Origin of the sequence: Nocardiopsis potens DSM 45234, from assembly GCF_000341105.1 — a bacterium.
Classification (GTDB): Bacteria; Actinomycetota; Actinomycetes; order Streptosporangiales; family Streptosporangiaceae; genus Nocardiopsis_A; species Nocardiopsis_A potens.
Genome location: NZ_ANBB01000001.1, coordinates 1 through 14,884, shown reverse-complemented (window position 1 = coordinate 14,884; position 14,884 = coordinate 1). Strand labels below are relative to the sequence as shown.

At 75.8% G+C, this 14,884-nt stretch carries 7 protein-coding genes; all 7 read right to left on the bottom strand.

Annotated elements, in window-relative coordinates; translation table 11 throughout:
• Nucleotides 1-104 precede the first annotated feature (104 nt).
• Complete coding sequence (locus tag D459_RS0100040) at nt 105-7,481, bottom strand: type I polyketide synthase (RefSeq protein ID WP_017590936.1); 7,377 nt, start codon at nt 7,479-7,481, stop codon at nt 105-107.
• A gap of 350 nt (nt 7,482-7,831) precedes the next feature.
• A complete protein-coding gene (locus D459_RS0100035; RefSeq protein WP_017590935.1) occupies nt 7,832-9,085 on the bottom strand; it encodes a styrene monooxygenase/indole monooxygenase family protein in 1,254 nt (417 codons plus the stop codon).
• Nucleotides 9,086-9,169: 84 nt separating this feature from the next.
• Entirely contained in the window at nt 9,170-9,727 is a 558-nt protein-coding gene (locus D459_RS0100030; protein ID WP_017590934.1) for a GTP-binding protein, read from the bottom strand.
• 13 nt (nt 9,728-9,740) lie between these two features.
• Complete coding sequence (locus D459_RS30260) at nt 9,741-10,103, bottom strand: DUF742 domain-containing protein (protein ID WP_017590933.1); 363 nt, start codon at nt 10,101-10,103, stop codon at nt 9,741-9,743.
• Between the two features lie 87 nt (nt 10,104-10,190).
• Nucleotides 10,191-10,616, bottom strand: a complete 426-nt coding sequence (locus D459_RS0100020) for a roadblock/LC7 domain-containing protein (RefSeq protein ID WP_026119912.1) — start codon at nt 10,614-10,616, stop codon at nt 10,191-10,193.
• 106 nt (nt 10,617-10,722) lie between these two features.
• Entirely contained in the window at nt 10,723-12,090 is a 1,368-nt protein-coding gene (locus tag D459_RS30255; protein ID WP_051065286.1) for a sensor histidine kinase, read from the bottom strand.
• 760 nt (nt 12,091-12,850) lie between these two features.
• Complete coding sequence (locus D459_RS30250; protein WP_081620388.1) at nt 12,851-13,924, bottom strand: choice-of-anchor A family protein; 1,074 nt, start codon at nt 13,922-13,924, stop codon at nt 12,851-12,853.
• Nucleotides 13,925-14,884 lie beyond the last annotated feature (960 nt).

Sequence of the window (14,884 nt, the reverse complement as noted above, 5' to 3'; positions counted from 1 at the left end):
TCTGTCAGGGGGGCGACTGTCCGGCGATGGTGCCGAGCGGGCCCTGCGGTCGGGCCCCGTTCCGGTTCCCGGGAGCGGCACCGCGGGTGTTCCGGAGCGCGGGGTCAGGCCCCGTCGAGCTCCGCGTCGATGAGGGCGAGCAGCTCCTCGGGGGTCGCGTCGTCGACCTCGGCGTCGCCCGATGGTCGCCCGCTCCCCGGCCCGCCGAGCAGGGCGCGGATCCGCCCGGCCGCGCCGCTCCGCTCCAGTGCGGCCGGGCCGGCGGCGGAGAGCGCCGCCTCCACCTGGGCCAGGGCGGTGTCCAGCCGCTCCTCCGCGGTGGGCTCCGCCGGTCCGGCAGGCTCAGCCGGTCCGGTCTCGGCGTCCAGGTGGGCGGCGAGCGCGGCCGGGGTGGGGTGGTCGAACGCGGCCGAGGCGGGCAGTTTCAGCCGCAGCGCGGCGGCGAGCCGGTTGCGCAGTTCCAGGGCGGTGACCGAGTCGAGGCCCTGCTCCTTGAAGGCGCGGCCGTCGGCGACGTCGCCGGCCGAGGCGTGGCCGAGGACCGCGGCGGTCTCCCGGCGCACCAGGGCGAGCAGGGCCCGCCCGCGGTCCTCTCCGGCGGCGGGCTCCGCCGGGGCGGACCCGGCGGCGGGATCCGGCGCCGCCTCGGGGATCCGGTCGAGCAGGGTGGCGGGCCGGACCGCGGTGAAGGCGGCGGGGAAGCGGGACCAGTCGAACCGGGCCAGCACCACCGCGGTGTCCCGGTTGCGCACGGCGCGGAGCAGCGCCTCGGCCGCGGTGCCCGGGTCCATCCCGGGCAGGCCGTGCCGGGCCAGCCGGTCGCCGGTCCCCTCGGCGGCCATGCCCGGGCCGGCCCAGGCGCCCCAGGCGACGGCGGTGGCCTCCAGGCCGAGGGCGCGGCGGTGCCGGGCCAGCGCGTCCAGGACCGCGTTGCCCGGGGCGTAGTTGCCCTGCCCGGCCACCCCGACCAGCCCGGCCGCCGAGGAGAACAGCACGAACGCGTCGAGGTCGGCGCCGAGGGTGAGTTCGTGCAGGTGGAGCGCTGCGGTGGCCTTGGCGCGCAGGGCGCGTTCCATCCGGGCGGGGGTGAGCGCGTCCACCGGGGCGTCGTCCAGTACGGCGGCGGCGTGCAGCACCGCGCGCAGCGGCCGGTCCGCGGGGACGGAGCCGAGCAGCCGGCGGAGTGCGCCGCGGTCGGCCGCGTCGCAGGCGGCGACGGTGACCTCCGCTCCGGCCCGGTGCAACTCCTCGACGAGGGCGGGGGCGCCGGGCGCCGCCATGCCGCGCCGCCCGGCGAGCAGCAGGTGCGGTGGCTCGGGTTCGGCGGCGAGCCGCCGGGCGACCTGCGCCCCCAGCGCCCCGGTTCCGCCGGTGACCAGCACCGTTCCCGGGCGGATCCGGTGCCGTGCGGGCGCGCCGCCCAGCGGTGCCCGCTCCAGCCGCCGGGCCAGCAGCCCCTGCGCCCGGACCGCGGTCTGGTCCTCGCCGCCGGGGGCGCCGAGCGCCGCGCAGAGCAGGCCGAGGTCCCGTTCGCCCGGGTCGGGCGGCAGGTCCACCGTGCCGCCCCAGCGCGCCGGGTGCTCCTGGGCGGCCACCCGGGCCAGGCCGCAGACCGCGGCCCGGCGCGGGTCGGTGATCGCGTCCTCCGGGGCCGCGGCGGCCGCGCCCCGGGTGGCGCACCACAGCGGGGCGCCGATGCCCGCGTCGCCGAGCGCCTGCACCAGCGCCGCCGTCTCGGCGAGGGCGCGCGGCACCGACGGCGTGTCCGGTCCGAGCGGTCCGCCGTCCGCGCAGGCGAGCAGGGAGAGCACCCCGGCGGGGGGCTCTCCGGCTCCGGCCGCGGTGGACAGTGCGGCGGCGAGCGCCGCCCGGTCGGCGCCCGGCGGGGCGGCGACGGGGACGACCCGGGCGCCGCAGCCGGCCATCCGGCGGGCGGCCGCCGCGGCGAGCGCCCCGGTTCCGCCGTCCGCGCCGGAGACCAGCAGCCAGGTGCCGGTGAGCCGGGGGCGGTCCGGGGCGGGTACCCGCACCCAGGCCTCGCGGTAGCGGAGCCGGTCGGCCTCGGCGTCCGCGCGCCGGCGGCGGCGCCGCTCGGCGAGGGCGGGCAGGACGGGGGCGAGCTCCGCGCGGTCCACGCCGAGCTCGGCGGCGGCCCGGTCGGCGTCGCCGTCCTCCACCGCCGACCAGAGGGCGGGGTCGTCCTCCGTACCGTCCGCGGCGGCCGGCGCGGCGGTGTCCAGCCAGTACCGGCGGCGCTGGAACGGGTAGGTGGGCAGGGCCGGCGGCGGGCCCGCACCGTCCGGCCGGTCCGGGAACCGGCCGCGCCAGTCGACCGGGGCGCCCTCGGTGAAGGCGCGGGCCGCGGCGGCCAGCAGGGTCCCGGAGGCCCGGCCCAGGTCGAGGCCGCCGTGGGCCAGGGCCTCGCCGAGCGCCGCCGCCATCCGGTCCGGCCCGCCCGAGCCGCGGCGCAGGGTGCCGGTCGCGGTGCCCTCCACGCCGGCCTGCCCGATCGCGCCGGTGACCGCCGCGATCAGCGCCGGGTGCGGGCTGACCTCGATGAACGTCCGGTGGCCCGCTTCGGCGAGGGCGCGCACCACGGGGGCGAAGCGCACCGTCGAGCGCAGGTTGGCGTACCAGTAGCCGGCGTCCAGCGGCGTCCCGCCGAGCGGTCCGCCGAGCAGGGTCGAGTGGAACGGCACCGCCGGTTCGGCCGGCGCCACCCCGGCGAGGGCGGCCAGCACCCGCTCCCGCACCGCTTCGACGTGCGGGGAGTGCGAGGCGTAGTCCACCTCCACCTGGCGGGCGTCGGCGCCCTCCGCCTGGCAGCGCGCCACCAGCGCGCGCACCGCCTCCGGTGCGCCGGACACCACCGTGGAGGAGGGGCCGTTGACCGCGGCGACGTGCACGTCCCCGCCGAGCGCGGCGATCCGCTCGGCCGTCGCGGCCTCGCCGAGCGCGATCGCGGCCATCGCGCCGCTGCCGGCGATCCCGGTGATCGCGGCGCTGCGCAGCGCTGCCACCGCGGCCCCGTCGGCGATGGTCAGCGCACCGGAGACGCAGGCGGCGGCGATCTCGCCCTGGGAGTGACCGACCACCGCGGCCGGCCGCACCCCGTGCGAGCGCCAGGTCTCGGCGAGCGCCACCATCACCGCCCACAGCACCGGCTGGACGACGTCGACCCTGCTCAGCGGGGCGGCTCCGGGGTCGCCGCGGAGCACGGCCAGCGGGTCCCAGCCGACGTGCGGCCGCAGCGCCTCGGCGCACTCGGCGGCGGTGCGGCGGAACACCTCCGAGCCGCGCATCAGCTCGGCGGCCATCCCCGGCCACTGGGTGCCCTGCCCGGGGAAGACGAACACCGGGCCGTCCGGGTCGGCCGCCGGGGGCGGGGCGGGCGCCCCGCCGCCCTGCCCGGACCGGCCGGCCGGTTCCGCCGTGTTCTCGGGGGCGCCGAACACCCCGGCTCCGCCCTCCGCGACGCCGGCGAGCCCGGCGAGCAGCGCGGGGCGGCCGGCGGCCAGCACCACCGCGCGGTGCTCCAGAACCGCCCGGGTGGCGGCCAGGGCGCGGGCCACCTCGGCGAGCGGGGTGCCCCCGTCCCGCTCCAGATGGTCGATCAGCCGCAGCGCCTGGTCCCGGAGGGCCTCCGGGGAGGCGGCGGAGAGCACGAAGGGCAGCAGCGGCCCCGGCTCGTCCCGGTCCGCCGCAGCAGGGCCCTGCCCGGACGGCCGCCCCGCCGAGGCGTCGGACCGGCCGCGCCCGGCGGGAGTGCGCCCCTCGGCCGGAGCCGCCCCGGACCGTTCTTCTTCGGCCTCTCCCCCGGTCAGGCGGGCGACCGGATCCGGACCGCCCCGATCCGCCTCCGCAGAGGATCCCGGCGAAGACGGCCGGACCGCCGGGGAACCGGACGGGACGCCCCCGGCCCGCTCCTCCGTGCTCGGGCGGGCGGCCGAGTCCTCCCGGTCCGCTTCCCCGGGAGAGCCCTGCGCAAGCGGCCGCTCCGCCGAAGCACCGGACGGGCCGTGCCCGGCCGGGCGGCGCGCCGCAGGCGGGGTGGGCCGGGCCGGGTGCTCCGGGGGTTCTTCCAGGATGAGGTGGGCGTTGGTGCCGCTGATCCCGAACGAGGAGACGCCGGCCCGGCGCGGCCGCTCCCCCCGCGTCCACGGCTCGGCGGCGGGCAGCAGGGCCAGCCCGCTGCGCGCCCAGTCCACCTCCGGGGTGGGCTCGTCGAGGTTGCGCGATGCCGGCAGCACCCCGTGCCCGAGCGCGAGCACGGTCTTGATCACCCCGGCCACCCCCGCCGCGGCCTGGGTGTGGCCGATGACGGATTTGAGCGCCCCCACCCGGAGCGGCCGGTCCCGGTCCGCGCCGTAGACCGCGCTCAGCGCCCCGGCCTCGATCGGGTCGCCCAGCCGGGTGCCGGTGCCGTGCGCCTCCACCGCGTCCACGTCGCCCGGCCTCAGCCCCGCGTCGGCCAGCGCCGCCCGGATCACCCTCTCCTGCGCCGGGCCGCTGGGCGCGGTCAGCCCGTTGGACGCCCCGTCGGAGTTGACCGCCGACCCCCGGATCACCGCCAGCACCGGGTGGCCGCTGCGACGCGCGTCCTCCAGCCGCTCCAGCAGCAGCAGGCCCGCCCCCTCGGCCCAGGCGGTACCGTCCGCCGCGGCGGCGAACGGCTTGCACCGGCCGTCCGGGGCCAGCCCGCCCTGCGCGCCGAACTCGGTGAACATCTCCGGGGTGGCCAGCACGCACACCCCGCCGGCCAGCGCCGCCGAGCATTCGCCGCGCTGCAGCGAGCGGACCGCCCGGTCCACCGCGACCAGGGAGGAGGAGCAGGCGGTGTCCACGGTGAGCGCGGGCCCGCCGAGTCCGAGCAGGTAGGCGATCCGGCCGGAGGCGACGCTCGGCGCCGCCCCGGTCATCAGGTAGCCCTCGTGGCCCTCCCGCCGGAACGGGCCCGGACCGCCGTAACCGGACGCGGTGGCGCCGACGAACACCCCGGTGCGGGTACCGGCAAGCCGGTCGGGGGCGATGCCCGCGCGTTCGACCGCCTCCCAGGCCAGCTCCAGCAGGATCCGCTGCTGGGGGTCCATGGCGGCCGCCTCGCGCGGGGAGATCCCGAAGAAGCCGGCGTCGAAACCGGCGGCGTCGTGCAGGAACCCGCCCAGCCGCACCCCGCCGGAACCGCCTTCCCAGCCCCGGTCCACCGGGAACCCGGAGACCGTGTCGGCCCCTTCCTCCAGCAGCCGCCAGAGCGCCTCGGGGCCGTCCACCCCGCCCGGGAGCCGGCAGGCCATCGCGACGATCGCGACCGGCCCGGCCGGTCCGCCCGGGGCGGGCGGCGCCCCCGCGGCCTCCCGGCCCCGCTCCGGGCCGTGTTCCAGAGCGCGGGCGAGCAGCGCCGGCGTCGGGTGGTCGTAGACCAGGCCGGCGGGGAGCCGCCGCCCGGTGGCCCGTTCCAGCCTGGTGCGCAGCTCGGTCCCCATCACCGAGTCGAAGCCCAGGTCGCGGAAGGTCCGCTCGGCCCGGACCCGGTCGGGTCCGGAGTGGCCGAGCACCTCGGCCGCGTGCCCGCGGACCAGGTCCAGCGCGTCGCCGGCCGACAGCCGCGGGGCGGGACGGGCGTCCCCGGCCCCCGCACCGGGAGGGGCGGAGGGCGCCGGCGCATCCGGGGCGGCGGGCGGCGCCGCGTCCGCTCCGGCCCGTTCGGCGAACCAGTGCCGGCTCCGCTGGAAGGCGTAGCCGGGCAGGTCGACGGTGCGCGCCCCGGGGATCGGGCCGGGGTCGGGCGGTTCGGCGGTGCCGGGGCGGTCCGGGCCGGTACGGACGGCGCCGGTGGGCCCGTCTCCGCGTTCGGCCGCGGCCAGCCCGCGGAGCAGCTCTTCCCGGCCCCTCCCGTACAGGTGGATCCGGTAGGGCAGCCGCTCCCGGGTGGTCGCCAGGGAGTGCGCGATGTCGGCCGGGTCGGCCGCCGGGTCCGCCTCGACGTGCGCGCGGAGGCGGGCGCACTGCGCGCGCAGCGCCTCGGCGGAGGCCGCAGAGACGATCCAGCACAGCCGCCGGCCGGCCGGCGGCGCGGCTCCCAGTGCCTCCGGCGGCCTGCCCGGCTGCTCTCCCGGCGGCGTGCCCGACGTCGTGGTCCTCGGCGCCTTCGACGGTGTGCCGGGTGAGGCCTGCGGCTGCGCGGTCGGCGGTGCGGCGGCCAGGACCACGTGGCAGTCGGTGCCGCCCATGCCGAAGGAGGAGACCCCCGCCACCGGGTGTCCGCCGGAGGGCCAGGGGGCGGTCTCGGTCTGGACCCGCAGGCCCAGCCGGTCCAGTGGGACCTCCGGGGGCGGGGCGGTGAAGTTCAGGCTGGGGAACAGCTCCCGGGAGGAGAGCCCGAGGACCGTCTTGATCAGGCCCGCGATGCCCGCGGCGGCGGAGAGGTGGCCGATGTTGGTCTTGACCGAGCCGACCGGCAGCGGCCGGCCGGCGGGGCGGGCGGCGCCGTGCACCGCGCCCAGTGCGGCCGCCTCGACCGGGTCGCCGACCGGGGTCCCGGTGCCGTGCAGCTCGACGTGGTCCAGCCGCCCGGGCTCGATCCCGGCGTCGGCGCAGGCCGCGCGGAGCGCGCGCTCCTGCCCCTCCCGGCCGGGGACGGCCGGTGCGGGGGTGGCCCCGTCCCCGGTCACCGCGCCGCCGAGGATCAGCGCGTGCACCCGGTCGCCGTCGGCCAGCGCGTCGGCCAGCCGCTTGAGCAGCACCGCGCCGCCGCCCTCCCCGCGCACGTAGCCGTTGGCCCGCCGGTCGAAGGTGAAGCAGCGGCCGTCCGGGGAGAGGCCGCCGAACCCGGCCTCGGCCGCGGCGGCGTGCGGAGCCAGGTTGAGGTGGACCCCGCCCGCGATCGCCGCGCCGCAGGCCCCGGCGCGCAGGCTCTGCACCGCCTGGACCACCGCGGCCAGCGACGACGACTGGCCGGTGTCCAGCACCGCGCTGGGGCCGTGCGCCCCCAGCGTGTAGGAGAGCCGGTTGGCGATCATGGTGCGGTGCAGGCCGGTCATGGTGTGGTGGGCCGGCGGGCCGCCGCGGACCTGCCGGAGCAGTGCGTAGTCGTCGCCGGAGGCGCCGACGAACACCCCGGTGGAGGTGGCCCGCAGCGCGTCGGCCGGGATCCGGGCGTCCTCCAGCACCTCCCGGCCGAGCTCCAGCATGAGGCGCTGGCGCGGGTCGGTCTCGGCCGCCTCGCGCGGGGAGAAGCCGAACAGGTCCGCGTCGAACAGGTCGGCCCCGTCGATGAACGCCCCGTACCGGCCGGCCGGGCCTGCGGCCGGGTCGCCGGCGAAGAGCCGGTCGCCCGGGACCCCGGTGACGGCCTGCCGCCCTTCGGTGAGGAGTCTGCGGAAGGCCCCCGGCCCCGGCGCCCCCGGGAAGCGGCACGCCACGCCGACCACGGCGACCGCCTCGTCGAGGTGGACATCGGAAAGCCGAACCGTCGACCGCATCGGGAATCACTCCAGGATCGCGCCGTCCGTCGCTGATCAGTCGTTCAAGGCGGGAGAGGACCGGAAAGGTTCCGGTTAAAAAGCCCATTCGACATGAATCGACACAATTGCCCCCCTCGTGACGACGTGCGGCGATCCTAACTCCCATGCATAAGCACGGCAATATGCAGGTTCGTTTCGGACCTACACCTTCTTCCCATAAGAACACGGACAACACGAGCCCCGCACACCACCGGTTCTTCACCGGGAACGAAAAAAGCCCGGATGTCGACCGTTTCGACATCCGGGCCCCACACCATCCGTTTTGCGTATTTTCCCGGTGCGCGCCGCCCTCTGCGCCGGCCCCTCGGTCAGCGGCCGCGGGCCGCCTTCAGTTCTTCCAACCACTTCTTTCCGCCCTGCTCGTCGTAGAGCCAGGTGAAGAAGTCAGGCGGGTAATTCCACCCCTTGAGCAGCCGGTCTCCGACCCCGGGGACCTCCGCCATCAGCCCGAAGATCTCCTGCACCCAGTCCGGCAGCCGCTGCTCCCACATCGTGGAGACCCATTCCGACCAGTGCTGCGCGGTGTGCCCGTACTCCCAGAACTCCTCGAAGGTCCGCTCCAGGAAGTCCCGGTCGAAGGGCTTGTCCCCGTGCGCCAGGATGCTCTCCAGGTAGCTCTTCGCACACCGTGCGGAGTGGTTCCATCCCTGCAGGACGTAAGGGTCCATCGAGATGACCACGTCGGAGATGCCCAGAACCAGCCCGCCGGAGGGCAGCACCCCGACCGGATTGCGCACCTGCGGCTGGAGCATCCCGGCGATGGTGCTCCGCCCGTCGACCAGTTCGGCGTCCTTCACCCGCTCGTAGTAGGGCGGCGCGTACTTGCGGAGCAGCTCCTGCATCCAGGCGAACTGGTCGTCCGGGCGCGGCCGGGCCGGCCAGGCCCCCATCGAGCCGCCCGGCCGGTCGCTCATGAACAGCGCGTGGCAGGGCCCCTCCCGGGTGAGGAACGGGACCAGGAAGAAGCAGCCCAGCTCGGGGGAGGTCCCGGCCCAGCCCACGCTGTCCTTCTCCCCCGGGTCGACCGCGACGTCGAAGATGTTGGCCTGGGCCAGCGCCCGCTTGCGCGCCGCGCTGAACCGGCTGGTGTCGTGGTCGAACAGCGCCCCCAGCTCGCCGTGGCCCACCGCGATGACGATGAGGTCGAACATGCGCGAGAAGTAGTCGAGGTCGCTGACGGTGACCCCGTGGATGACCACCTTGCCGCCGCAGTCCTCGAAGTACTCCAGCCAGTCGGCGATCTTCACCCGGCGATCGATCGCGATGCCGTAGCCGCCGTTCTCGAAGCTGCTCGCCATGATGGTCGGCGACGCTCCGGGCGGGAACAGCCCGATCTTGAACTTCTCGATCCTGGGCGCCTGGGCGCTCCAGAAGTCCAGGTGCAGCTCGCGTTCGAGCTCCAGGGCGGTGGGCATGGTGAGCTGGGTGATGGCGGGCCGGTTGGTGCGGATCTCGATGGACGTCTGGCCGGTGATCACGGTGACGTCGTAGCCGTTGTTCAGCAGGCCGTGGGCGAGCTGGAGACCCGAGTGCCCCGCTCCTACGATGAGGATCTTGCGCATCTGAAGTGTTTCCTTCTCGAAAGGTCGGCGGGCCCGGCGCCCGCGCCGCCGGCTCGGCGGGCGGAGCGCCGGCCCGGACCGCCGTCAGCCGACCGGCTCGGCCTCGGCCCCGGCCTGCAGGGAGTAGCGGAGCAGCGTCTTGAGCACCGTTCCGCCTGAGGTGCGGTCCCGGGCGTCGAAGTCGATGATCGGCACCGTCGCGCCGACCTCCAGCGCCTCGCGCACCTGCTCGGAGGTGTACTCCAGCCGGCCGTCGAACCGGTTCAGCGCGACGATGTAGGGGATCCTCCGGTTCGTCTCGAAGTAGTCGACGGCGTCGAAGCTGTCCGCGAGCCGCCGGCAGTCGACCACGACCACGGCGCCCACCGCGCCGCGGATCAGGTCGTCCCACATGAACCAGAACCGGGACTGCCCGGGGGTCCCGAACATGTACATGACCAGCTGCTGATCCACGGTGATGCGGCCGAAGTCCATGGCCACGGTGGTGGTGACCTTGGTCGGCGTCACGCTGGTGTCGTCGTGCGGGAGGCTGGCCTCGGTCATCACCGCCTCGGTGGTCACCGGCGGGATCTCGCTGACGGCGCCGACCAGGGTCGTCTTTCCCGCGCCGAAACCGCCGGCCACGACGATCTTGGTCGACATCTTCGTCTGGGCGTCACTGGAAAAGTCGTTCGAGACCACGAAGAGCCCTCTCCAGAACCTGGTTTTCCGACGGGCTGTTACCCGTGATGGTCGGGTGGATGTAGACGAGGCCCAGCTCGGCCAGGTCGCTGAGCAGCACCTGGGTGACCCCCAGCGGGATCTTCAGCTCGGCGGAGACCTCGGCGACGGAGCGCGTCTCGCGGCACAGCAGGTAGATGTCCTGGGACTCCGGCATCAGGTTCTCGGGCGGGTCGTGGCCCGGGTCCGCGGTGGAGACCAGGGTCTGCACCATGAGCGGGTGCCGCGACCGGGTGCGCCCACCGGTGAAGGTGAAGGACCGGATACGCGTGCTGCTCCTGCGCCTGCGGTAGCTCATAACTGTGGCGTCCTCTTCACTATCCGAATGACTCGGATGATCCGAATGATCCGGTCGACCCGGGCCGGAGCGGGGCGGATCGCGGGATCACTTCCCGATCACCTCGCGCAGCTCGGACCGGAGCTGCGGGGTGAGAGCGTGCGCGACGCGCTCCACCAGGCGGGTCATCTCGTAGGCGACGACCTTCATGTCGGCCCGCTTGTCGCTCAGCACGGCGAGGGAGGACCCGTCGCTGATCGCCATGACGATGAGGTGCCCCTGGCGCATCCGGATGATGAGCGACTGGCATTCGCCCTTGCCGAACAGCTTCGCGCCGCCCAGCGCGAGGCTCTGCAGGCCGCTGGCGATGGCCGCGAGCTGTTCGGCGTGCTCCTCGGGGAAGTCCCGGGAGGCGGTCAGCAGCAACCCGTCCGATGACACGACGATCGCGTGCTCGGCTCCGTGCACGTCCCGGACGAAGTTGGAGACGAGCCAGGAGAAATCATCGGCGGTCACATTCAACTGCTCGTTCATGGATGTACCAGCCTCTTGCTAGCCGTGGTGTGGGGGAGGTCCTGCGCGGGCGGGCCGCCGGGGGCCGAAGCCCTGGGCGGTGCGTGCCCCGCGGGCACCCGCCCCTTCACTCGAACTCCCGGCCGGCGGCCCGCTCGCCCTCGAGGAAGCCGCCGAGTTCGTCGCGGATCATGGCGGCCCGGTCCTCGACCGGGCCGTTCGCCTCCGGGGCGCGGCGGCCCCGGCCGGACCGGGCCTCGTCCTCCGCGGCCAGGTCCTGGCTGATCTGGGCGAGCAGGGCCGCCTTCGCCGGGTCCCGGTGGGCGCTGCGCCGGGGCAGCCCCGCCGCGGTGACCGCCGACCCCGGGGAGAGCGGCGCCGACGGGGGCGGGACGAGCGGCGCCGGCGGGTGCATCGGCTTGGGCGGCAGCGACGGGGTGTTCCGGCTCGCGGACATGCCCCCGCGCCCGCGCTCCGGCCGCGGCCCGCGGTCGGTGAGCAGCCGGGCCGGGACCACCGCGTAGGCGCTCACCCCGCGGAAGGCCCGCGCCTCCAGCTGCACGGTCAGCCCGTGCCGGTAGGCGATCCGGCTGGCCACGTAGAGCCCCATGTGCCGGAGCGCGCGCTGGTCGAGCACGGGCGGGCCGCTGAGCCGGGCGTTGAGGTCGGCGATCTCCTCCCGGGGAATGCCGATCCCCTCGTCCTCCACCACGTAGAGCAGGCCGCCGTCGGCCATCGGCTGGGCGCTGATCACCACCTGGGCGTGCTCCGGGGAGTGCTCGGTGGCGTTGTCCAGCAGCTCGGCGAGGAGGTGGCTGATGTCGTCGGCCGCGGTGCCGAGCACGTACCCGTTGGGCAGCCGACCCACCTGGATCCGGGCGTAGTCCTTGATCTCGGAGATCGCCGCGCGGGCCACGTCGAGCACCGGCACCGGCTCCTCGTCCGGGTCGGTGGCGCTCTGCTCGGTGAGCAGCAGCAGGTTCTCGCTGTGCCGCCGCATCCGGGTGGCCAGGTTGTCGATCTCGAAGAGCTTGTCCATCAGGGCCGGGTCGTCCGCGCTGTCCTCCAGCTCCTCGACCGTGCCCAGCAGGGCGTCGACCAGGTTGAGGTCGCGCATGGCCATTCCGGCCACGACGTCGGTCATCAGCACCCGGTCCTGGCGGCGCGGGGCCTCGCCGCCCGGCGCGCCGGGCTGCTGCGCGGCGGTCCGGGCCTCGGGCCGGGCGGAGTGGTGCGGCGGGGACTGCGGGCGGGCGTAGGGGGAGGGCTGCGCCGGGGAGGCCGGCGCCTGCCCCGCTCCCTCCGGGGGCGGGCCGTGCTGCGGGCCGTGCGGATCGCGGCCGGGGGCCGCGGGCTCGGCGGTGCGGTCGCCCTGCGGCCGGGGGTCCCTGCCGTGCCCCTCCGGGCCGTGCGGAGCGGGCTCCTGCTCCTGGGGGGCGGGGGTTCGTTGGGCGGTCTCCGGGCTCCTGCGGGCGAGACCGATCCGGGACATCATTCGCCGGAGTCTTCCGGGCTGCCGGTGGCGTGCGTTCTCGTTCGTCATCATGTGCGCTAACGGGCTTCCATCGCGACCTGGCGGTGACGGCGCGTGTGCCACAACACGTCTCCTTGATCGGGTGGGGGGCGGACGGCGACCTCGGTTCCGGCCACCGGAGCGCGAGCGCGCCCGGTACTCCGGCCGGAACCCGCGCTCCGGCGCGGATCCTCCGCCGGCCCCGTCCTGCTTCTCAGGGGTCTGCGCGGCCTGTGGTCCCGGCGCCCCTTTCTGGGGTTCACCGCTCACCCCGGGCGGGAATAAAGCCTCCGATCACATGGGCTTCTTTCGGCACGGTGAACTCGGCGTTTCGGTCGAACCGTCGATGTTCCACCGATTCGATGGCCCACACTAGCAAAGCGGCAATCGCCGCTCAGGAAAAACGACGAATTCAGTGGAACCTTGCAAAACCCCAGGCCAGCGGGGACCAGAGGGAAAACAGAGAAGAATGCCCGGTTTTCCCGGAACGCCGCTCCCGCCCGCCGGGGAAACCGGGCCGGGGGCCCGCATTTCCTACTAAGCATTTTAGGAAGAGGCCGCTCAGCGGGGGTCTCGGCGGAATCACGGGGGCCGCTCCGATATGCCTCCCGACCGGAGGACGGAGAAGGCCGCGGGCGCGGAGGCCCGGGCGCGGGGGGGCGGGGGGACGGACGGGGGGTCGTGCCGGGCGCCCGTCCGAAAGGCCGCGCCGGCCCCGGCCGGAGGCCGGGGCCGGCGGGGCTCAGCCGCAGTCGGGCAGGTCGCCCTCGAACGGGTGGGCGTGGATGCGCTGCCCGCCGCCTCCCCCCTCGGAGGCGTGGACCAGGGACCCCGCGGTGAACAGCCGGCCGCTGGTGCCGGGGAGGGAGAGCCGGGTGACGCTGTCCCGCTCGCCGACCATCACGCTCCCCTGGAACTGCCCGCTGCCCTTGAGCCGGAGCGCCGAGGCGTCCGGGAAGTTCCACAGCAGCCTGCCGCGCAGGCCGTCGGGGAGCGAGCCGCTGTAGGTGTCCACGACCGGGTCCTCGCCGACCACGTTGACCAGGACGGTCGCCTCCTGCGGGATCTCCCGGAACACGAGGCGCTGCGGGCGCCCGCCGCTGTCGGCGAGGTCGAAGTCGACGGTGAAGACCTGCAGCCGGGAGGCCCCGTCGCCGGTGAAGACCGTGGCCGCCCCGGCGTCCAGCGCGGTCCCGGTCGGCTCGCGCAGCCGTCCCTCCGGGTAGGCGTAGCAGGCGCTGGCCTCCTCCACCCGCTCCAGGAGCCCGCGGAACGGGGCGGCGGCCTCCGGGTCGTGCACCGCGCTCGGCGAGACCGCGCCGGCCAGCGCGCCGGCGTAGCGCACCACGCCGCGCACGTCGTCCTGCTCGGCGAGGAGGCGCTGCCCGTCGGCGACCGCGATGTCGGCGCCGACGGTCATGAAGTCCGATCCGGCCTCGGGCCGGTACCGCGAGTTCGGCCCGGCCCCGCCCACCCGGTAGGCGTCCCGGTAGGCCTCGCCCTGCTTGTCCATGTCGAAGCCGCCGAGGACGATCACCTTGCCCTCGGCCCCGGCCGCGCCCTCGCGCACCCGGAAGTCACCGCCGACGAACACGTTGACCCCGTCGTCCTGGATCGCGACGGGGTGGCTCCCCTTCTGCGAGGAGTCGCCGCCGCAGGACTCGGCCCGACATCCGGGCCGGTCGCTCCGGGACTCCGCCGCTTCGGCCCCCGCGCACAGCCCCGCCAGTGCGAGCGCCCCCGCGGCCCCGCAGGCGGCCAGCGCACCGGGCCGCCGGCGCGGCCGGCTCCGTGTGAACCCACCCTTCATTTCCATACCGAGAGCATCACACCGGTCACGCTCCGAAATCGAGCCCGAAGCGCCAACGCCCGGTAAACGCTCCCTACAGTCCCGGACCCCGGCCTCCGCCCGCCCCCTCGATGATCTTGACGCTGCGACCCGAACAACGCGGGCTGGTTTCCAGCGTCCGCTGCAACACCGCACACCAGAGGGCAGGAGGGGAGGAGGAGCGGCCGGTCGGTCGGGCGCGGCGTCCCGCAGAGCGAAGGTTCAAGCAGCGGCGACGGCAGGGAGGGGCACCGGCCGGCCGGTCGGTCAGGCGCGGCGCATCGCGGAGCGAAGGTCAAGACGGGCGGCGACGGCGGCGGTAGGGGCGGGGCCGGGCGTCTCACCCGGGCGCGGCGCCCCACGGGGCCGGGGTTCAAGCGGGCGGCGAAGGCAGGGAGGGGGACCGGCTGGTCGGTCGGGTGCGGCGCATCGCGGAGCGAAGGTCAAGACGGGCGGCGAGGGCGGGAGGGGGCGGGGTGCCGCGTTCACCGGCCCGGCTCGGCACGTGCCCCCGCCGGGGGTGGCCTTATCCCTATATGCCTGGTTTGCGGCGAGGATCGGGCAGGGGCGGGGGTGCCCTGCGCACCTCCGCAGCACCCCGATTACATCTACCAGCGAGTAGTAGCCCCGAAGCCCCCACTGCCCCCTCTCCGGTTACCCGGAGTGGCCAAGGTGGGCCCTCCTGGCAGGGCAAAAGCGACATCTCGCCCCCGCCCCGCCCCTGCCCGGGTTCCGGCCCCCTGCTCTGCGGCCTTGCGGGCGGCTCGAACCCCCCAACACCGGCCCGAACGGCCCCAATCGGGCCTCTAGAGGCCTGTTCCGGGCCGGGATGCGCGCCCGGGAATCACCGGGGTGCTCTCGCGGTGCGCAGGGCACCCCGCACCACCATCACCCTGCGTATTCACCGAGGTCAGAGGGGGGCAGCGGTTTCACGGGTAGCCGGCCCCG

Coding starts and splice junctions, on each gene's coding strand:
- D459_RS0100030 (WP_017590934.1), bottom strand. CDS start 9,727: ATGTCGACCAAGATCGTCGTGGCCGGCGGTTTCGGCGCGGGAAAGACG.
- D459_RS30260 (WP_017590933.1), bottom strand. CDS start 10,103: ATGAGCTACCGCAGGCGCAGGAGCAGCACGCGTATCCGGTCCTTCACC.
- D459_RS0100020 (WP_026119912.1), bottom strand. CDS start 10,616: ATGAACGAGCAGTTGAATGTGACCGCCGATGATTTCTCCTGGCTCGTC.
- D459_RS0100040 (WP_017590936.1), bottom strand. CDS start 7,481: ATGCGGTCGACGGTTCGGCTTTCCGATGTCCACCTCGACGAGGCGGTC.
- D459_RS30250 (WP_081620388.1), bottom strand. CDS start 13,924: ATGGAAATGAAGGGTGGGTTCACACGGAGCCGGCCGCGCCGGCGGCCC.
- D459_RS30255 (WP_051065286.1), bottom strand. CDS start 12,090: ATGATGTCCCGGATCGGTCTCGCCCGCAGGAGCCCGGAGACCGCCCAA.
- D459_RS0100035 (WP_017590935.1), bottom strand. CDS start 9,085: ATGCGCAAGATCCTCATCGTAGGAGCGGGGCACTCGGGTCTCCAGCTC.